We start from the raw sequence: 17707 nt of genomic DNA on the forward strand, positions 1-17707 counted from the left end.
GACAATGAGTGACGACGACGATTCCGCAGTGGAAATTCCACAGCGAGCCGAGAGTGGCGCGCCGGCGTACGGGACGGTCATGCCGGACCGGTTTTCGTCCGATGAAGTCTTCCAGCGCGTCGTCGCGGACGCCGATCACGAGATCACTTCCGGGACGCGCGAACTCTTCTTCAGCGCGCTCGCCGGCGGTTTCGCGATCACGCTCACGTTCCTGATCTACGCCTCGATGTCGACGAAGACCGACAGCGAGATCGTCGCCGCCCTGCTCTACCCGCTGGGGTTCATCTACATCATCATCGGCGGCTACCAGCTCTACACCGAGAACACCCTGCCGCCCGTCGCGCTGGTCCTCGAGCGCCTCTCGTCAATCCCGACGTTGCTTCGCCACTGGGTGATCGTCCTCGCCGGAAACTTCGCCGGCGGCGCGCTCGGGGCGGTGACTCTCGCCTACGGCGGCGTCTTCGACGCGCCATCGGCGGAGATGGCGATCTACCTCGCCGAGAAGGGCATCGAAACCCCGGCGACGAGTCTCTTCTTCAAAGGGACGTTCGCCGGTCTGGTCGTCGCGGGCGTCGTCTGGATCAACTTTGCCGTTCGCGACACCGCCTCGCGATTGCTCGTGGTCTACCTGGCTTTTCTGACGGTTCCACTGGGCAACCTCTTCCACGTCGTCGTCTCCTTCACCGAGGTGGTGTACCTCACCCTTGCCCTCGGTGACATTGGGGTGATATTTCCGGCAATGACCCAGTTCGTGATCCCGGTGTTGCTCGGGAACACCCTCGGCGGCGTCCTGCTCGTCACCGTCGTCAACTACTACCAGACCAGCGAGCGACGACTCGACATCGACCGGTACGAGAACACCAGGCGACTCACCATCCGGGAGTGGCTCCTCGGCTCGCTCTCGGGGCGAACCTACGTCCCCGTCGTCGACACCGTCGAGACGATCGTTCGCGACGAGGACTCCTACCGGATCCTCGTCCCCATCGCCAACCCGCGAACCGAATCCCAGCTCGTCGAATTCGCCTGCGCGCTGTCGGAAACGAAAGAGAAGGGGCAGGTCCACGTCGTCCACATCGTCCAGGCCCCCCAGCACGTCGCGGACAGTAGCGGCCATCACGACCGAATCCTCCGCGAGTCAGACCGCCTGCTCGAGGACATTCGACGAATCGGCGACGGCTACGACGTCGAGTTCGGAACGTCGACCATCGTCTCTCCCCGGTCGTTCGAGGAGATCTTCGACCGGGCCAGGCGGACCCGCCCCGACCTCGTGCTCATGGGGTGGGGACAGGACCAGCTGTGGACCTCCGCCCGCGCCGAGAGCCACCTCGACGAACTCACGAATCGGCTTCCGACGGACTTCCTCGTGATCAAAGACCGCGGGCTCGATCCGTCGCGGGTGCTCCTCCCGACCGCCGGCGGCCCCGATTCAGATCTCAGCGCCGAAATCGCGCAGGCCCTCGAGAACGGTGCCGACGCCGAGATCACCCTCTTACACGTCGTCGACGACCCGGCCGATCGAGCAGCAGGCGAGGCGTTCCTCTCCGACTGGGCGAACGATCACGGACTCGACGATGCAGAAATCGTCGTCGACGATTCGGGCGACGTCGAGCAGGCGATCTGTCGCACGGCCAGGGACCTGGACGCCACGATCGTCATGATGGGCGCGACCGAGCGTGGCCTGCTCTCTCGGCTCGTTCGGGACTCGCTCCACATCGACGTCGCGCGCGTCGTCGAGGGGTCGGTGCTACTCTCGGAGCGGCCGTCCGAGCGAACGTTTACCGAGCGGCTGTTCGGGGCGGGTTCGAGGGACGAGCGTCGCCTCGAGGAGTATCGCAACCGGGAGGAAAACGCCGAGGCGGCCGAGCCCAGAACGTAGCGTAGCGCCCGACGAACGCGGCCCATTGCGTTTCCGTCGACCGACTCGTTTGTCAACCTTCAAGCCACAGGAAACCGTCGTCATCGATAATGTTCGATGCCGAGGATCTCGAGGCGATCCGCGAGGGGAAAGAAACCTGGCACGACGAGCAGGTCGAACCGGTGATCGACCGCTTCGGCGAACGCGAGGAGACGTTCACGACCGACACCGGGGGCCAGGAGGTCGATCGACTGTACACGCCGGCAGACATCTCCGACCTCGACTACCAGGAAGATCTGGGCTATCCCGGGGAGGCGCCCTATACTCGCGGCGTCTACTCCACGGGCTACCGGGGTCGGCTGTGGACGATGCGCCAGTACGCCGGGTTCTCGACACCCGAGGACACCAACGAACGATTTCACTACCTGCTCGATCAGGGCCAGACCGGGCTCTCGATGGCGTTCGACCTGCCGACCCAGATGGGCTACGATTCGGACGCCGAGATGTCCGCCGGCGAGGTCGGCAAGGCGGGCGTCGCCATCGACTCGCTCGAGGACATGGAGACGGTGTTCGACGGCATCCCCCTTGACGAAGTGTCGACGAGCATGACGATCAACGCGCCCGCGTCGGTCCTGCTGGCGATGTACATCGCCGTGGGCGACCGCCAGGGCGTCGACCGCGCTGAACTCAGGGGGACCATCCAGAACGACCTCCTCAAGGAGTACGTCGCCCGGAACACCTACATCTACCCGCCCGAGCCGTCGATGCGGATCATCACGGACATCTTCGAATTCTGCGCCGAGGAAGTGCCCAAGTTCAATACCATCTCCATCTCGGGCTATCACATCCGGGAGGCCGGCTCGACGGCCGCCCAGGAACTCGCCTTCACCCTCGGAAACGGCCTCGAGTACGTCGAGACCGCCATCGACGCCGGCCTGGACGTCGACGACTTCGCCCCGCAACTCTCCTTCTTCTTCAACGGGCACAACAACATTTTCGAGGAGGTCGCGAAGTTCCGCGCGGCCCGACGAATGTGGCACGACCTGATGGACGAGCGCTTCGACGCGCAAAATCCCAAGTCCCGGCAACTGAAGTTCCACACCCAGACGGCGGGCTCGATGCTCACCGCCCAGCAGATCGAGAACAACGTCGTCCGGGTAGCGTACCAGGCGCTGGCGGCGGTTCTCGGGGGTACGCAAAGCCTCCACACCAACGGCAAAGACGAGGCGCTGGCTCTACCTACCGAGAAATCGGTCCGGACCGCCCTCCGCACCCAGCAGATCCTCGCCCACGAGTCCGGCGCGGCCGACACCGTCGACCCGCTCGCGGGCAGTTACTACGTTGAGCACCTCACCGACGAGGTCGAATCCGAGGCCTACGACCTCCTTGAGGAAGTCGACGAGCGCGGCGGGATGCGGCGAGCGATCGAACAGCAGTGGGTCCAGCGCCAGATCCAGGACACCGCGTTCGACCGCCAGCGCGAGATCGAAGACGGCGAGCGCATCATCGTCGGCGTCAACGAGTTCGAGGTCGACGAAGACCCCGAGATGGACGTCCAGGAAGTCACCGAAGAGGATGAGCGACGACAGATCCGGAGCCTCGAGTCCGTCCGCGGGGATCGCGACGAGGAGGCCGTCGAGGCGGCGCTCGAGATCCTTCGGGAGGCCGCGCAGGGCGACGACAACCTCATGCCGGTCATCGTCGACGCGGTCAAGGCGTACGCGACGGTCGGAGAGATCTGTAACATCTTCCGCGAGGAGTTCGGGGAGTACACGCCGGGAAGCGCGGTGTGAGTCGAACACCGGCTACCTGAATCGAACACGCAACTACCCCGACCGGCGAGTCGAAGCCGTCGTTTCATAACCCGGAAGGGTGTCCTGCTACCATGTCGCAACTGACCATCGACTCGACCGTATCGGCTGGCGGTGCGTCGATCCCCGCCCTCGGCTTCGGCACCGCCCGAATCACCGGCGAAGACTGCACGCGAGCCGTCGAGTGGGCCCTCGAGGCCGGCTACCGCCACCTCGACACGGCGACGATGTACGACAACGAATCGGCCGTCGGCGACGGCCTCGAGCGCGCGGACGTCTCCCGCGACGAGGTGTTCGTCGTCACGAAAATCGATCCCGAGGACGCGGCCTTCGACGACGCGCTCGAGTCGGCGCAGGGGAGTTGCGACCGACTGGGAATCGAGACGATCGACCTCCTGTTGTTGCACGCGCCGAGCGACGAGGTGCCCCTCGAGATCACCCTCGACGCGATGAACCACCTCCAGGACGAGGGCGTCGTCGACCACATCGGTGTCAGCAACTTCTCGGTCCCGGAACTCGAGGAGGCCGTCGACCGGTCGGCGACGCCCATCGTCACGAACCAGGTGAAGTACAACCCGTTCAACCGCCAGGACGCGTTGCTCGAGTACTGCCTCGAGGCGGGCGTCTCGCTCACGGCCTACTCGCCACTGGCGAGGGGAGACGTCGCCGACGACGAGCGCCTCGAGTCCATCGGCGAGCGACACGGCAAGTCGGCGGCCCAGGTCGCGTTGCGGTGGCTGCTTCAGCAGCCGTCGGTGGTCGCGATTCCGAAGGCGGCGAGTCGGGAGCACGTGGAAGCGAACGCCGACTGCTTCGACTTCGAACTCTCGGAGGAGGAGATGCGCGAGGTGTTCGAGATCTCGGGAGAGTCGCCGTCATTCGCGCTGGAGGGCGACGATAAGTCGTGATTCGGCGAATGTTCGACAGGACAGTGTTCGGCCGAGTGAAGATGGGAGAGACCGGTACCGTCACCGAAGCCGAACAGCCGTCCCGTAAGCCATGACCTCGGAGCCGCCGTCGATGATCTGGGAGGTCTCGAGACGGACGTTGACGACTGCGTCGGCGCCCATGCGTTCGGCGTCGGCCTCCATGCGGTCGACGGCCTCGTCCCGCGCTTTCGAGAGCAACTCGGAGTAGGCCTTGAGTTCGCCGCCGAAGATGTTGCGAATCCCCTGGGTGATGTCGCGGCCGACGTTTCTGGCTTCCACAGTGTTTCCGCGGGCTACGCCGAGGACTTCGTCGATCTCGCCGTCCGGAACGGTTTCGGTGGTAGTAATCTGCATTCGCTCGAGTATCTGTTGTTTCCCTACTAACACCTTTGGATTCGATCGACTCTCGCGTTCGTGATGGATCGGTCGTCACGGCGTCTGCACGGCAATTTCCGAAGTGAGACTCGAGCGCAACACTGACGACGCTGGTCGATTCATCTCGAGACATGATGCGCTTCGACCACGCGGGAATCGCGACCGAGGACGCCCAGGCGCTAGCCGACCTGTACGTCGACCTCTTCGACGTCGATCTCGTCCACGAGGAGACGTTCGACGGGATGACCGTCGTCTTCCTGGCGTTCGAGAACGGCTACTTCGAGCTGCTCGAGCCCCAGGAGAAGGGCACCATCGCGTCCTACCTCGGGCGAAACGGGGCCGGCATCCACCACCTCGCGGTCGAGACCGACGACGCGACGACGGCCCTCGAGCGCGCTCGGGACCTCGGCATCGAGTGTATCGACGACGAACCGCGGCCCGGCGCCTGGGGCCACGACGTGGCGTTCCTGCATCCCCGGGATACGGGCGGCATCTTGCTCGAGTTCGTCGAGCACTGATTTAGCGATCGGCATTGTCTTCGCTGTACTCCTGGCCTTCGTCATCTCCACTGTTGCCGTCGTCTCCACCTATTCGTCGTCCGAACCCGTATCGTTCTTCACACCGCCACCATCCTCCTGGTCGCTCACGGCCGGCCACTCCAGGCTCAGAACCGTCCGCGGATCCGCGAACGATTCGTGGACCAGCCTGAACGCCTCGGGTCGGGCCTCGAGGTCCGAAAACGTAACTGAGAGGCAGTAGGTCACGGTACCGACGCACTGGATACAGGCCTCGTCGGCCGGTTGGTCGGGACGGAGACGGACGACCAGTTCGGTCGTGCTCCGGTCCGGGTGCTTATCGCCATTGCCATCGCCATCGTTGCCGTCGGCCTGATCATCCTCGTCGTCCGGACGGTCGTCGCCACCGCGCTCGCGAACGACTGCCGACTCGAGGACGACCTCGTGACAGGGTGACGGCGTCTGGAGCGCGGTCTGGACCTGCAATCCGTCCTCGAGCAACCGCACCGCTGGATAGGCACCCGTCCCGCCGCTTAGACAGTCGCCCTCGAGGGTCTCGATGTCGATCTCGATGTCGATTGAGCCCGACAGATCTTCGTTCTGACCCACGGAATCGCCCCCGTCCTGGTCTCGAGTCTCGCACTCACCGTCGCTGGCACCCACTACGCCGGTGGCCGTACCCACACCCCCGAGTCCAGCCAGCAGTGTTCGACGTCGCATACGATCACGTCACGACGCGGGTGAAAACCACTTTTTCACGGTCTCGAGACGGTCCGTCCCACCGACCGGTCAGCGCTCGAGGCGAGCGAACCGGTTGAGCGCGTACACCGTCCGCAGGACGTCGACGCTCTTGCCGCGGTCGAAGACGAGTTCGTCCGAGCCGAGGACGTGCTCGAGGACGTCCTCCGAGGCGTGCTCCGGCGCGGCGGCGATGCCAGCGTCGTTCCTCGCGACCCACTCCATCACGCGCAGGTCGCTCTTCGAGTCGCCCATGACGAGTGCGAACGGATCCTCGACGTCCAGGACCGACAGCGCGCGCTCGACGCCGGCGACCTTGTCGAGTTCGAGACTGCCGATTTCGGCCGCATCGGCTTCGTAGTAGGCGACGTCGATGCGCTCGAAGACGTCCACGAGTGCGTCGGGCACGCTCGAACGATCGACGTCGGGGTAGGCGCCGCACTGCTCGAGGACGCTCCTGATTTCGGGGTCCTCGATGGCGTAGAACGCGCGAGCATAGTCGTTCGGTTCCGGGACATCGACGTCCTCGCCCGGTTCGGTCGTGTCGTCCCAGTCCACTGCCTCCGCGACGGCACCACCCAGCAGGTCGATCATGTACACGAGCGCGTCGTCGATAATCTCGCGAGCCCGACTCGAGCCGGTCTCGTAGTTCGGTTTCATCGTGACGTTGAACTCGTTGCCCTGCAGGTGACAGCCCCGGCGGAGGTCCTCGGGGGCGTCGGTGAGGACGCGCGCGCGAACGTCGTCGAAGACGTCGCGAATCTCCGCGTCGAGGTCCTCGTAGAGCAGTTGCTTGGTGTCGGCGCCGTGGCCCGGCGTGAAGACGCCGTTGCCCGTCTCGTAGACGATCGAGAGGTTTCCCGAGTGGACGATTTCACTGCCCAGCCCCTGGATGGCGAACCCCTTGACGTTCTCGAGGGTCTGGCCGGTGCAGATGACGATGGGGAGTCCCGCCTCGTGAAACTCCGTGAGCACGTGGAGGGTGTCGCGGGGAATCTCGTTGTCCGTGCCGCCCGCGGACCGAAGCGTCTCATCGACGTCGAGAACGAGGACGTTCACCGCCCGGCCGTACCTGGCCTCGAGGTCGAGCGCCGTGAACGCCTGGTCGCGCGTGGTTCGCGCGGCGACTTCGGCGAGTGTCTCACCGGCGGCGAACGCCGAGCGAATCTCGTCTTTTCGGGACTCGAGTTCCTCGCTCGCGTCCTGCCAGTGCTCGAGGGCCACCCGGGAGTCGATCGGCGGGAAGACGTCGACGAACTCCTGGTACTCCCGGAGCGTCTTCGTGTCGAACTCGTCGTAGAGTCGGTAGACGAGGTCGTAGCGTTCCATGGTGGGAATTGACGTGGTGGCGGGTTAATCGTTTCCGCTGGTGCGATAGTAACCACCTCTCGGCAGTGAACGCGATCTTTACTCGAGATAGAATAAACTTTTAGTCGTCGGGGCACGTGGTATCGGTATGAAAACGATCGCAGTCGAGCCGGGCTCGGGCGAGCCAGTGATGCTCGAGAAGCCGGTTCCCGACCCGGCTGACGGCGAAGCCCTCGTTCGCACGCTCCGCGTCGGCGTGGACGGGACCGACCACGAGGTCATCGCGGGCGAACACGGCGGCGTCCCCGAGGGCGAGGACCACCTCGTACTGGGCCACGAGGCCGTCGGCGTCGTCGAGGACGCGAACGGGACCGAACTCGAGGAGGGACAGCTCGTCGTCCCGACGGTTCGACGGCCGCCGAACGGCTCGAATCGCTACTTCGAGTCGGGATATCCTGACATGGCACCTGAAGGCGAGTACCACGAACGCGGTATCGTCGGCGCCCACGGGTTCATGGCGGAGTACTTCACCAGCCCCGCCCAGTACCTGGTTCCGATTCCGGAAGAACTGGCGCCGCTCGGATTCCTCGTCGAACCGATCACCATCTCCGAGAAGGCCATCGAACACGCCGTCGCCAGCCGCTCGGCGTTCGACTGGCAGCCCGAATCCGCGATGGTCCTCGGCAACGGCTCGCTCGGCCTTCTGACGGTCGCGATGCTCGCGGAAACCCTCGAGTTCGATCGGACGTACTGCCTCGGCCGGCGAGATAGGCCGGACCCGACGATCGACATCGTCGAGTCTCTCGGGGCGACGTACGTGGACTCGCGCGAGACGCCGGTGTCCGAGGTGCCCGAGGCCTACGAGGGGATGGACTTCATCTACGAGGCGACGGGGTACGCCCCCCACGCGTTCGAGACGATCGAGGCGCTCGCGCCCAACGGCGTCGGCGCTCTGCTCGGCGTTCCCTCAAGCTGGACGTTCGAAATCGACGGCGGCGCGCTCCACGAGGAGTTCGTGCTCCACAACAAGGCGCTGGTCGGGAGCGTCAACGCCAACCGCGGCCACTTCGAGGCCGCCATCGACACGCTCACGCAGCTGCCGTCGTCGTTCCTGGACGACCTCGTGACCGGGATTTACGACGTCGAAGTCTTCGAGGCGGCATTCGTCGACGACGACACGACTATAAAAACGGCGGTCGAATTCGACCGTATATGAAGAACGTCGACGACCTGATCGAGAGTGCGGCCGACCTCGCCGAACGCGGCCTCTCGAAGGGCGAGATCGCAGACGAGTTGAACGTCTCCCGCGAGACGGCGAGCTGGCTAGTCGAACGCAGCGGCACCGCACCGCAACCGTCGGCCCCCGAGACGGCCGATACCGCCGGATCGGCGGACATCCACGTCGACTGGTCGGCCATCGGCCGGGACTCGAAGCGGATGGGCTACGTCGCCAGCGCGATGGCCGACCTGCTCGCCAAACACGGCGAAGACGTCGACCTGACGATCGGAATCGAGAAGGCCGGCGGCCCCATCGCAGCGCTGGTCGCCCACGAACTCGAGACCGACCTGGGAACGTACACGCCGGCGAAACACCAGTGGGAGGAGGGCGACATCGACGAACTCGGCGGAACCTTCTCGCGAAACTTTGCGACGATTCGCGGCCGGGAGTGTTACGTCGTCGACGACACGGTCACCAGCGGGACGACCATGCGTGAGACCATCGACGCGATTCGGAAGGAAGGCGGCGAACCGCTCGCGTGCGTCGTCCTCGCGGACAAGCAGGGCGTCGACGAACTCGACGGCGTCCCCGTCTACTCCCTGTTGCAGGTCATCAGCGTCGGGAAAGACGCGGACGAGTGACCCCTCGCCCGGCGCTTCGATTCGTCGTCGAGTAGCCTGTTTTCGTCCGAACGCGGGTTCCGATACTATATTTTCTATAGTGTTGGGGGGGGGGGGGGGTGCGACGCCGTCCGTACGGCGCAAACACTTTCCATCCCACGCCCCTACGAACGCCCATGACGTTTCAGCCAGAAAGCAGCCTCGAGCAAGACGAGGTCGACGAGATCGTCGAAACCGCCCTCGACGAGAACGACGTCGTTCTCTTCATGAAGGGCAACGAACTCATGCCCCAATGTGGGTACTCCCAGCGCGCCCTCGAGTTGATTGGCAAGCACCGAAGCGATATCGAGACGGTGGACGTGCTCGAGTCCCTGCCCGAGTTCCGGGAGGCGCTCTCGGAACACAGCGGCTGGGAGACGATCCCACAGACCTACGTCGACGGCGAGTTCGTCGGCGGGTCGGACGTCCTGGCCGAACTCGACGAACGCGGCGAACTCGAGACGACGCTCCAGGCGAGTCCCTGAACGAGTACCCCGAATCTTGACCACCCGATGGGGCCGCCGTCGGCGAGGTCTGCGGCGACCTGTTCGCGAACACCCATATGAATTCCAATACGTCACCCGGGGAGATAATAGCAGGTCATATATGGGGAGCGACCGTACTAGGAACCAGACGACTATCGCCCACCCCCTTCCAGATATGTCAACAGAGGAATCCAGACACGTGTATCGGCTGCACTCCACGCTCGAACTCCCGCTCGAGGACCTCGAAGAGCACCTCGAGACGGCGACCTACCCCGACGGCGTCACCGACGTCGAGCTCACCCGCCGAAACAACACTCTCATTCTCAAAGCCGTCTCCAACGACGACACGGTCAGCAAGTACACGCCGACGGCCCAGTTGAAGGCTAGCGTTACGGAGAACCGCGTCTACGAGGAGGATCCGGAGGAACGCCGGCAGAACTCGTTCCGCTGGGACGAAGACGAGGAAGAGGAGATCGAGTCGGAACTCGTCGAGTTCGCGGCGTTCAAGGGCGATCGCGAGACTGTACTCCAGAACTCGCTTCTCCAGTACGAGATGTTCAAGGTGCTCTGTGACATCGCCCTCCAGACCGAGAAGGGGACGCTGACGGCGATTTCCGAGCGCGACGGCGACCTCGAGGCGACCCGGATCGTCGACGGCGAGGCCAGACCCGCCGACGTCGAGGTCGTTGAGGGACCGCGCGAGCGCAAGTCGGCCTCGAGTGGGGTCAACTGGCGGGACAACAAGTTCATCAGCGACTGAGGGGACGGTTTCGACACGATTCGTCAGTGTGACGATTGTATCGCAATTCGAGTAGGTCTCGAAGACTCGACGGTAAGAGTACGAAACGACGAGCGGAGCGGCGCATTCGTCATCGGCCGCTATTCTCGAGCCACCCCTCCAGGCGGCAAATCACGATTTCTGCAACCGCGTCGGCGATCCGCTCGGACGATTCCGAGAGGTTCCACACGTAATCGCCGACGCGGGTAACCCCCTCCCACTCGACGTAACCGTGGCGGTCGAGTTCGATGAGCACCCGCTCGAGGGCCATCTCGTCGAGCCGGTAGCCGATCTGTTCTTCCAGTCGATCGGCGAGTTGTGGGGTCGTCAGCACGGCTCTATCCTGGGGAGACGAGTTGCCAGTCGGGACGACGGACGGCTTCGATGCCGGCGTCTGCGGTGACTGCGGCCGCTGGGTCATTGTCGATGTCCGGTTGTGGTCGAGACGGCATAAGAACCGGCGTGAACAGACGTGATCATCAAGTGCGAACCGTCGAAACGAATACGTCCTGGGTCCGTGTACGAGGGAATCGTCAGCGTCAATCGTACGACCGAGTGCGATCAGCAGTTTTTGCTAGCATTTCCCACGTGAAGACCGAACGGCGGCGACAGCACGTTCCGCCGGCGTAAGGACTTTAACCCTCGTAATTATATGTAATTACACCGTATGCCCGACGATTTCCCCACGTACGTCGACGTCGATTACGAGGACGGCACCGACGAGGACCCCGAAGACTACCCGCAGATCCAGGACAAAATCGAGAAGGCCATCGAGGTCACTCGACAGGGCCTCGAGCAGTACGAGAACCCGGCCGTGATGTGGACCGGCGGCAAGGACTCGACGCTCGTCCTGTACTTCGTCAAGGAGGTCGCGGACCGCTACGACCTCGAGGTACCTCCCGCGATTTTCATCGACCACTACCAGCACTTCGAGGCGATCCACGACTTCGTCGACCACTGGGCCGACGAGTGGGACCTCGAGGTCATCTACGCGCGAAACCAGGACATTGGCAATTACGTCGAGGAGAACGACCTCGAGCCGGGCGACGACATTCCCGTCGACGAACTGTCCGAGCACAATCGCCATCACGTCGAGAACATCTTAGAGTACGAGGAGGACACGTTCCCGTTCCTGCTCGACACCTACGCCGGGAACCACCTGCTGAAGACGGTCGCGCTCAACGACGCGCTCGAGGAGTACGACATCGACGGCATCCTCTCGGGCGTCCGCTGGGACGAACAGGAGGCCCGCGCCGACGAGACGTTCTTCTCGCCGCGCCACGATCCGGACATCTATCCACCCCACGACCGCGTTCAGCCCATTCTCCAGTTCGACGAGGCGGCCGTCTGGGAGGCCTTCTGGAACTTCGTCGTCCCGGACACCGTCGAGGCGTTCCCGGACGAGGGCTACGTCCCGCAAAGTGCCGACGACCTGCCAAACGACCTCGAGCCTAGCGATACCCCCGTCTCGCCGAAGTACTGGGAAGGCTTCCGCTCGCTCGGGAGCGAGATCAGCACCGAGAAGACTGAGGACGACCCCGCCTGGCTCCAGGACCTCGAGGGAACGACCGAACGCGCTGGCCGCGCCCAGGACAAGGAGGACCTGATGGAGCGGTTGCGAGACCTCGGCTACATGTAGGACAGGGCGGGAGCGACCGTCGTGGTACCGCGACCCTCGCAAGGGTTATCCGTGTCCCGGGTGAACGTTTGTTTGCAATGGCAAACGGAAAGGTTGATTTCTTCAACGACACAGGCGGCTACGGTTTCATTTCGACGGACGACGCGGACGATGACGTATTCTTCCACATGGAAGACGTCGGCGGCCCGGACCTCGAAGAAGGCACAGACATCGAATTCGACATCGAACAGGCCCCCAAAGGCCCCCGCGCGACGAACGTCGTCCGCAACTAAGTTCTGACGCCGGGCCGTCGTCACCGACCGCCCGGACGATTACTTCGTTTACGATACGCTCCTAGCGAGCGCACGCTCCGTTTCGAGCGGTCCATTGGTAGGAAGCGACGGCTCACGAAAGGCGTCGTTACGACTCGAGACTCATCCTCGAGACCCGCACTATACGCTCGAAAACGAGTGCCTCGATCAGCGCGTCGCCCGGTATTCCCCGTGTTTGACGCCGATCGCGAGCATGATCGCGCCGAAGAAGGCCATCGACGGCAGGACCATCGTCAGGATCGTTCCGGTCGTCATACCCGGCATCATCGTGAGGGCTACGGTCCCGACGGCGATGATCGCGACAAACGCACCGACGGTCTTGACGAGGTCGAACTCGAGTGCCATGTGCGGACGTCGGTTCCGAAGATTCCTAAGAATACCGAAACGACGCGCCCGTTTCCGTCGGTTGCCGGAGTTGCTGGACGGCGAGCAGTCGATTACTCGCCCGACGGCCGGACGACGTTCGCCAGCGAGACCATCGTCCCGAGGAACCAGCCCATCGGGAACGAGAACCCGAGCCACATGGCCGCGTAGGCCGCGCCCTCGAGCTGGTAGTTCTCGCGCAGGTACTGGTTGAGGTCCCCGACGACGAAGACGGTGTCGAGGAGCCACACGGCGAGGTCGTAGCTGGGTTCGAGGACGTACGGCTCGAGCGAGGGGGTGACGAGCGCGGCGACGACTGGAGGCAAGAACAGGGCAGTCATCGCGAAGGGGTAGGCGAGGATCACCGAGAGTGCCCGTCCGCCGAACTTCGAGCAGGCGGCGGCGAGCGCGGTCGAGATCGTCGCGACGCCGCTCGCTGCGGCGACGGCGTAGACGGCGTCGAGCGGGACGTCGACTTGCTCCATGTACGACATCGCACCCCAGGCGATGGTCAGTAGGCCCCAGCCGAGGAGGGCGACGGCGGTGACGCCGACGATGCCGAATCGCGTTCGCGTCGAGTCGAGTTTCGCCGCGTAGTAGCGGGTCGCGAGGCCGATTACGGTGAACGGATACACCAGAAGCAAACCGAGGGCGCCGACGAAACTCCAGAGATAGTAGCCCACTTTCTGTGGGAGCGATTCCGGTTTCCACTTACCCATGACGGAGTGACCCCGGCCGCGTTGGCGGGGGAAGACGAGCTCCATCCACGCTCCGTGGAGCCGTGCCAGGTCGACTTTCACCGCGGCGACGAATCCGCCATCGCCACGGGAGTGTGCGCGCGTAGACATACCCAATCCAAAATACTGTGATACCGTAAGTTTTCCTCCTCGAGACCGTCTCGATTTCGTGATCGTTTCGCGATCGTCTCGAAAGCGGTTCGTGACAGTCTCGACCGTCACGCGAGACCCCCATCGTTTATGCGCCGTCCCGAACCATCCTCGAGTATGGACATCGAGTCTTTCTTCGAGGAGATGCCGTTCGCCGACCTGCTGGGCGTCGAGGTCACCGAAGCCGCAGACGGCCACGCCGAAGGCCGCCTCGAGATGCGCGAGGAACTGTCCTGGAACGCCGATCGGCTGATGGCCCATGGCGGGGTGACGTTCACCCTGGCGGACACCGTCGGCGGGGCGGCGCTCGTCTCGGAGGTCGACCAGCCGGTGCCGACGATCGACATGCGCATCGACTACCTCTCGGCAGGCACCGGCGACCTCTACGCCGAGGCCGACGTCGTCCGCTGTGGCGGGGACGTCGGCGTCGTCGACGTCGAGGTCTACAGCGAAGATGACACGCTGATCGCGGACGCTCGAGGCGTGTACAAGACCGGGTGACGCTCGAGGCGTGTACAAGACCGGGTGACACTCGAGGCGACGAATCAGCACGCTTAGGAGAGTCCACTCCCTAGCTAGCGGTGTGAACCGTCGGAACGTCCTCCAGGCGATCGGTGTCGGCGCGAGCGTCGGACTCGCCGGCTGTTTTCAGGGTCTCGGTGAGTTCTTCACGGGCGGTGGAATCCAGCCGAACGTGCCGATACAGCTCTTCAGCGAGGCCGAACGTTCGTACAACGTCGCGATCGAAGCCCAGGAAGTCGAGACCGGACGCAAGACGCACGACGATGGAATCAACATGATTCCGGGCGAGCGGGCCGTCACCGGCCGTATCGAACGAAGCCCACAGCAGTTTCGCGTCACCCGGTACGGACGCGACGGCGCGGAAGGGGGTCCAGGCGAGGACCTCGTCGAGACCGGCCAAATTACGGAGGAAACCCAGCTCGTGAGCATCCGAATTTACGACGATGCCCTCGAACTCGAGATCATCGAGGACGAAGACGAAGCCGAGGCCGAGCAGGAGGAACTCGAGGAGGAGGCGAACGACTCGAGCGAGAATACGTCGGGCTCGGGCGAGAGTACGACCGAATCGGACGGTAACTCGACGGACGACTGATCGTTCGACCGGCGCCGCCGAAACGCCGAGACCGACCTACGGATAGGGGTGAAACGCCCGATCGAGCCGCGGCTCGAACCCCAGGTCGTTGGGGACCGTCTTGGCTCGAGGCGCGAAGTACGGCTCGCTCGTAAACAGCGGCTGGGCTTCGGGGACGACGACGCGCACGGCCTCGAACCCGATTCGCTCGACGTCTCTCGTCGTGAATCGGGCGGCGTACGGCGTCAGTCCGGCGTCGGTCACGCGCTCGAGGAGCGCCTCGAGTCTCGCCGCACCAGTCGGTACGGGTTCCGGACCGACGGACGATGTTGAGACTCGCTGGGCGTCGCTCACGTCGACGAACTCCCTGGCCCGGTCGGGAAACGATCCGTACTTGCCGATGGCGCCGCTCGCGTTTTCGGCCTCCTCCGGTCCCATCCCTCGAAGTTCCATCCAGTTCTGGAGGGCCTCCTCGAGCGCGCTCGTCGCGGCAGCGCCGGCGTCGAGTCCGGCGGCGGAGCCGACGGCGAAGTGGGGCCACGGGTCCGCGTACTCCTCGGTGGGAGTCTCCGAGTCTCGGTGAACGGCGACCGCGACCACGGGGACGTCCACGTCTTGCGAGCAAAGCAGCGCGGTCGTCTCGAGTCCCTCGCTCCTCGCCCGCCTGGCGAGCGTCTCGTAGGCCTCGGTCTCGGCATCGACCTCGAGGGCCAGCGGTTCGAACGTGGAGTACCACGCGAGCATCGTGGCGTCGCGCTCGACGACCTCCGTCAGCCCGGAGCGGAGCGCGTCGACCGTCGACGATCCGAGGCCGAGTCCGGTCGTGATCGACGGCACCAGCGAGTCACCGGGCTGGGGAAACTGGACCGCCGCCGCCGGGAGGTGGACGGACTCGCCGCTCTCGAGGTCGATGCCCTCGACCCATCGGCAGTCCTCGCCGGGGTCGTACTCGGGGGCCGACTCCGGTCGAACGAGGTCGGTCGGTGAGACGGCGTCCTCGAGGCCGGCTTCGCTAGCGTGAACGAAGTCCGCATCGCGATAAGTTCCCGCGCAGTATCGTTCGAGGCCTTCTCCGACGGCCTTCATCAGCGCCGCGTTCCAGTCGACGGCGACGCCGGCGGCCTGGGTCGGCGCGCTCGCGTCGCTGTAGGCCGTCGTGTCGGCCACCGTCGCGAGGTAGTAAGGAGCCGGGAACGACTCGAGTTCGCCGATCGATTCGACGATCCCGACTCGCTCGTCGATGGCGAGTTCGGCCCGGTCGACGGCCGCCTCGAGGTCCAGGGACTCGTCGTCCTCGAGATCCAGGGACCGATCCCGATCCGACGGCTCGCACGCACAACCGGGAACGGGAAGCACCTGTCGCCTGGCGTGGGGAACCTCGCGAACCTGCCCGATGATCGTCGGTTCCTCCCCGCTGAACAGCCGAATGCACTCCCGGCCGGCGATGGCCCCCGCGAGCCTGGCCGCGCTCCGGTTCGCGCGGGGGCGGCCGTCGCCGACGTCCTCGTCCTCGAACGTCGACTCGACGCGCGCCTCGAGACACGAGAAGCAGGCCGTGTCGGCAGAGAACCCCGAGATTGCGGCGTCGACTGCCTTGAGCGGGTGACCCCCGACGCCGCCGACTTCGACGGCGATCCAGGGCGTGTTTCCCTCGCGAGCGGCCGCGTTCGCGCGCTCGAAGGTCTCGGCGCCGACGACGTCGCTCACGACGGCGAATCGAGCGTCGCTCAGATCGTCGGGGGTCGCGTCGACGGCCGATACCGAGTCCACGTCGTCGAACGCGGCGACGACGGCCGCGCGAACGGGGTCGTCACCGACTACGTGTACGTCCATACGCGAGCGTCTCGCGCCGGCGGCAAAAACGCGCCGCTCGAGCTCGAGGTGGAGATCAGGTACGAACTCGAGAACACGATTCAGGCGAACTCGAGACTGTGGCCGCGTCAGAGAAGGCTCCAGGCCAGGACGAACGCAGACTCAGTCTCGCTCACCGAACGTCCACGAGGCGCCCTCGTTCGGCGTGGCCCACTCGACGGCGTTTCGGATCACCCGCTGCACGTCTTCCTTCTCGTAGATCGGGATCGTCTCGTGGCCGGGCCGGAAGTAGAAGATGCGGCCGCTCCCGCGACGATAGCAACAGCCACTTCGGAACACTTCACCACCCTCGAACCAGCTCGTGAAGACCAGGCGGTCGGGTTCGGGGACATCGAAGGGTTCGCCGTACATCTCCGTCTCGGGGAGTTCGATATTCTCGTCGAGGCCGTCTGCAATCGGGTGACCAGGGTCGACGACCCACAGGCGTTCTAGGCCGTCGTCCTCGCGCCACTGGAGGCTACAGCTGGTCCCCATGAGCCGCTTGAAGATCTTCGAGTAGTGGCCCGAGTGCAACACGAGCAGGCCCATCCCCTCGAGGACGCGCTCCTGGACTCGGTCGACGATTTCGTCTTCGACCTCGTCGTGGGCCGTGTGTCCCCACCAGAGCAGGACGTCGGTTTCCTCGAGCACGTCCGAGGTGAGTCCGTGTTCGGGTTCGTCGAGCGTCGCCGTGGTCACCTCGTGGTCGCCCTCGAGGAAGTCGGCGATGGTCGCGTGGATTCCGTCGGGGTAGACGGCGGCGACCTCGTCGTTCTCCCGTTCGTGTCGATACTCGTTCCAGATCGTGACAGTGGCCATCGTGAAGCGGTTCGACATCGAGAGTGAAAGCGTGGGCGGTCCCGGCGGTGGCTGACGGGGCCGTAAGCTGGC

20 protein-coding genes are annotated in these 17707 nt (G+C 64.6%); 12 read left to right on the top strand and 8 right to left on the bottom strand.

The window, feature by feature from the left end:
* Positions 1 to 4 precede the first annotated feature (4 nt).
* The 3 genes from ACFQS4_RS13360 to ACFQS4_RS13370 all read left to right on the top strand — a co-directional run bounded on the left by ACFQS4_RS13360 (position 5) and on the right by ACFQS4_RS13370 (position 4574).
* Positions 5 to 1876, top strand: coding sequence for a formate/nitrite transporter family protein (locus ACFQS4_RS13360; protein WP_497901970.1), 1872 nt, complete (start codon positions 5 to 7; stop codon positions 1874 to 1876).
* Positions 1877 to 1965: 89 nt separating this feature from the next.
* The gene (locus ACFQS4_RS13365) at positions 1966 to 3648 is read left to right on the top strand and encodes an acyl-CoA mutase large subunit family protein (protein WP_497901971.1); all 1683 of its coding nucleotides are present in this window, start codon (positions 1966 to 1968) and stop codon (positions 3646 to 3648) included.
* 92 nt (positions 3649 to 3740) lie between these two features.
* On the top strand, positions 3741 to 4574 hold the full coding sequence (locus ACFQS4_RS13370; RefSeq protein WP_497901972.1) for an aldo/keto reductase: 834 nt from the start codon (positions 3741 to 3743) through the stop codon (positions 4572 to 4574).
* 60 nt (positions 4575 to 4634) lie between these two features.
* Here ACFQS4_RS13370 and ACFQS4_RS13375 read toward each other — a convergent pair whose 3' ends face one another.
* The gene (locus tag ACFQS4_RS13375; RefSeq protein ID WP_497901973.1) at positions 4635 to 4949 is read right to left on the bottom strand and encodes a YbjQ family protein; all 315 of its coding nucleotides are present in this window, start codon (positions 4947 to 4949) and stop codon (positions 4635 to 4637) included.
* A gap of 155 nt (positions 4950 to 5104) precedes the next feature.
* Between ACFQS4_RS13375 and mce the strand changes: the two genes are divergently transcribed.
* Positions 5105 to 5488 carry a methylmalonyl-CoA epimerase gene (mce, locus tag ACFQS4_RS13380; protein WP_497903201.1) on the top strand — a complete coding sequence of 128 codons (384 nt, stop codon included), beginning with the start codon at positions 5105 to 5107 and terminating at the stop codon, positions 5486 to 5488.
* Between the two features lie 69 nt (positions 5489 to 5557).
* On the opposite strand, the gene ACFQS4_RS13385 is transcribed toward mce, so the two are convergent.
* Both ACFQS4_RS13385 and ACFQS4_RS13390 read right to left on the bottom strand, forming a co-directional pair.
* Positions 5558 to 6205 (bottom strand): hypothetical protein, encoded by a 648-nt coding sequence (locus ACFQS4_RS13385; RefSeq protein ID WP_497901974.1) that lies wholly within the window; start codon positions 6203 to 6205, stop codon positions 5558 to 5560.
* Between the two features lie 69 nt (positions 6206 to 6274).
* Positions 6275 to 7552, bottom strand: coding sequence for an HAD family hydrolase (locus ACFQS4_RS13390; RefSeq protein WP_497901975.1), 1278 nt, complete (start codon positions 7550 to 7552; stop codon positions 6275 to 6277).
* Between the two features lie 127 nt (positions 7553 to 7679).
* Here ACFQS4_RS13390 and ACFQS4_RS13395 point away from each other — a divergent pair, with 127 nt between their 5' ends.
* From ACFQS4_RS13395 to ACFQS4_RS13410, 4 genes are all read left to right on the top strand, one after another.
* The gene (locus ACFQS4_RS13395) at positions 7680 to 8747 is read left to right on the top strand and encodes a glucose 1-dehydrogenase (protein ID WP_497901976.1); all 1068 of its coding nucleotides are present in this window, start codon (positions 7680 to 7682) and stop codon (positions 8745 to 8747) included.
* On the top strand, positions 8744 to 9391 hold the full coding sequence (gene gfcR / locus ACFQS4_RS13400) for a transcriptional regulator GfcR (protein WP_497901977.1): 648 nt from the start codon (positions 8744 to 8746) through the stop codon (positions 9389 to 9391). Before ACFQS4_RS13395 ends, gfcR begins: the two co-directional genes overlap by 4 nt.
* A 155-nt stretch (positions 9392 to 9546) precedes the next feature.
* The gene (locus ACFQS4_RS13405) at positions 9547 to 9894 is read left to right on the top strand and encodes a glutaredoxin family protein (protein ID WP_497901978.1); all 348 of its coding nucleotides are present in this window, start codon (positions 9547 to 9549) and stop codon (positions 9892 to 9894) included.
* 175 nt (positions 9895 to 10069) lie between these two features.
* Positions 10070 to 10654, top strand: coding sequence for a DUF7110 family protein (locus ACFQS4_RS13410; RefSeq protein ID WP_497901979.1), 585 nt, complete (start codon positions 10070 to 10072; stop codon positions 10652 to 10654).
* A 109-nt stretch (positions 10655 to 10763) separates the two neighbouring features.
* Here ACFQS4_RS13410 and ACFQS4_RS13415 read toward each other — a convergent pair whose 3' ends face one another.
* Positions 10764 to 11093 carry a hypothetical protein gene (locus tag ACFQS4_RS13415; protein ID WP_497901980.1) on the bottom strand — a complete coding sequence of 110 codons (330 nt, stop codon included), beginning with the start codon at positions 11091 to 11093 and terminating at the stop codon, positions 10764 to 10766.
* A 246-nt stretch (positions 11094 to 11339) separates the two neighbouring features.
* Here ACFQS4_RS13415 and ACFQS4_RS13420 point away from each other — a divergent pair, with 246 nt between their 5' ends.
* Together ACFQS4_RS13420 and ACFQS4_RS13425 are read left to right on the top strand one after the other, a co-directional pair.
* On the top strand, positions 11340 to 12311 hold the full coding sequence (locus ACFQS4_RS13420; protein WP_497901981.1) for a phosphoadenosine phosphosulfate reductase family protein: 972 nt from the start codon (positions 11340 to 11342) through the stop codon (positions 12309 to 12311).
* A 77-nt stretch (positions 12312 to 12388) separates the two neighbouring features.
* Entirely contained in the window at positions 12389 to 12583 is a 195-nt protein-coding gene (locus ACFQS4_RS13425; RefSeq protein ID WP_179259303.1) for a cold-shock protein, read from the top strand.
* A 186-nt stretch (positions 12584 to 12769) separates the two neighbouring features.
* Here ACFQS4_RS13425 and ACFQS4_RS13430 read toward each other — a convergent pair whose 3' ends face one another.
* Both ACFQS4_RS13430 and ACFQS4_RS13435 read right to left on the bottom strand, forming a co-directional pair.
* Positions 12770 to 12967 (bottom strand): DUF7333 family protein, encoded by a 198-nt coding sequence (locus ACFQS4_RS13430; protein WP_497901982.1) that lies wholly within the window; start codon positions 12965 to 12967, stop codon positions 12770 to 12772.
* Between the two features lie 92 nt (positions 12968 to 13059).
* Positions 13060 to 13833 (bottom strand): hypothetical protein, encoded by a 774-nt coding sequence (locus ACFQS4_RS13435; protein WP_497901983.1) that lies wholly within the window; start codon positions 13831 to 13833, stop codon positions 13060 to 13062.
* A 156-nt stretch (positions 13834 to 13989) separates the two neighbouring features.
* Between ACFQS4_RS13435 and ACFQS4_RS13440 the strand changes: the two genes are divergently transcribed.
* Both ACFQS4_RS13440 and ACFQS4_RS13445 read left to right on the top strand, forming a co-directional pair.
* A complete protein-coding gene (locus tag ACFQS4_RS13440; protein ID WP_254156935.1) occupies positions 13990 to 14373 on the top strand; it encodes a PaaI family thioesterase in 384 nt (127 codons plus the stop codon).
* 82 nt (positions 14374 to 14455) lie between these two features.
* Positions 14456 to 14986 carry a hypothetical protein gene (locus tag ACFQS4_RS13445; protein ID WP_497901984.1) on the top strand — a complete coding sequence of 177 codons (531 nt, stop codon included), beginning with the start codon at positions 14456 to 14458 and terminating at the stop codon, positions 14984 to 14986.
* Between the two features lie 36 nt (positions 14987 to 15022).
* Here ACFQS4_RS13445 and ACFQS4_RS13450 read toward each other — a convergent pair whose 3' ends face one another.
* A complete protein-coding gene (locus ACFQS4_RS13450; protein WP_497901985.1) occupies positions 15023 to 16798 on the bottom strand; it encodes a YcaO-like family protein in 1776 nt (591 codons plus the stop codon).
* Between the two features lie 141 nt (positions 16799 to 16939).
* The gene (locus ACFQS4_RS13455) at positions 16940 to 17635 is read right to left on the bottom strand and encodes a ThuA domain-containing protein (protein ID WP_497901986.1); all 696 of its coding nucleotides are present in this window, start codon (positions 17633 to 17635) and stop codon (positions 16940 to 16942) included.
* Between the last annotated feature and the right edge of the window lie 72 nt (positions 17636 to 17707).

Origin of the sequence: Saliphagus sp. GCM10025317, assembly GCF_042663665.1 — an archaeon.
Classification (GTDB): domain Archaea; phylum Halobacteriota; class Halobacteria; order Halobacteriales; family Natrialbaceae; genus Natronosalvus.

Coding starts and splice junctions, on each gene's coding strand:
- ACFQS4_RS13385 (WP_497901974.1), bottom strand. CDS start 6,205: ATGCGACGTCGAACACTGCTGGCTGGACTCGGGGGTGTGGGTACGGCC.
- ACFQS4_RS13450 (WP_497901985.1), bottom strand. CDS start 16,798: ATGGACGTACACGTAGTCGGTGACGACCCCGTTCGCGCGGCCGTCGTC.
- ACFQS4_RS13365 (WP_497901971.1), top strand. CDS start 1,966: ATGTTCGATGCCGAGGATCTCGAGGCGATCCGCGAGGGGAAAGAAACC.
- ACFQS4_RS13435 (WP_497901983.1), bottom strand. CDS start 13,833: ATGTCTACGCGCGCACACTCCCGTGGCGATGGCGGATTCGTCGCCGCG.
- ACFQS4_RS13425 (WP_179259303.1), top strand. CDS start 12,389: ATGGCAAACGGAAAGGTTGATTTCTTCAACGACACAGGCGGCTACGGT.
- ACFQS4_RS13390 (WP_497901975.1), bottom strand. CDS start 7,552: ATGGAACGCTACGACCTCGTCTACCGACTCTACGACGAGTTCGACACG.
- ACFQS4_RS13395 (WP_497901976.1), top strand. CDS start 7,680: ATGAAAACGATCGCAGTCGAGCCGGGCTCGGGCGAGCCAGTGATGCTC.
- ACFQS4_RS13415 (WP_497901980.1), bottom strand. CDS start 11,093: ATGACCCAGCGGCCGCAGTCACCGCAGACGCCGGCATCGAAGCCGTCC.
- ACFQS4_RS13420 (WP_497901981.1), top strand. CDS start 11,340: ATGCCCGACGATTTCCCCACGTACGTCGACGTCGATTACGAGGACGGC.
- ACFQS4_RS13370 (WP_497901972.1), top strand. CDS start 3,741: ATGTCGCAACTGACCATCGACTCGACCGTATCGGCTGGCGGTGCGTCG.
- ACFQS4_RS13410 (WP_497901979.1), top strand. CDS start 10,070: ATGTCAACAGAGGAATCCAGACACGTGTATCGGCTGCACTCCACGCTC.
- ACFQS4_RS13360 (WP_497901970.1), top strand. CDS start 5: ATGAGTGACGACGACGATTCCGCAGTGGAAATTCCACAGCGAGCCGAG.
- ACFQS4_RS13430 (WP_497901982.1), bottom strand. CDS start 12,967: ATGGCACTCGAGTTCGACCTCGTCAAGACCGTCGGTGCGTTTGTCGCG.
- gfcR (WP_497901977.1), top strand. CDS start 8,744: ATGAAGAACGTCGACGACCTGATCGAGAGTGCGGCCGACCTCGCCGAA.
- ACFQS4_RS13405 (WP_497901978.1), top strand. CDS start 9,547: ATGACGTTTCAGCCAGAAAGCAGCCTCGAGCAAGACGAGGTCGACGAG.
- mce (WP_497903201.1), top strand. CDS start 5,105: ATGCGCTTCGACCACGCGGGAATCGCGACCGAGGACGCCCAGGCGCTA.
- ACFQS4_RS13455 (WP_497901986.1), bottom strand. CDS start 17,635: ATGGCCACTGTCACGATCTGGAACGAGTATCGACACGAACGGGAGAAC.
- ACFQS4_RS13440 (WP_254156935.1), top strand. CDS start 13,990: ATGGACATCGAGTCTTTCTTCGAGGAGATGCCGTTCGCCGACCTGCTG.
- ACFQS4_RS13375 (WP_497901973.1), bottom strand. CDS start 4,949: ATGCAGATTACTACCACCGAAACCGTTCCGGACGGCGAGATCGACGAA.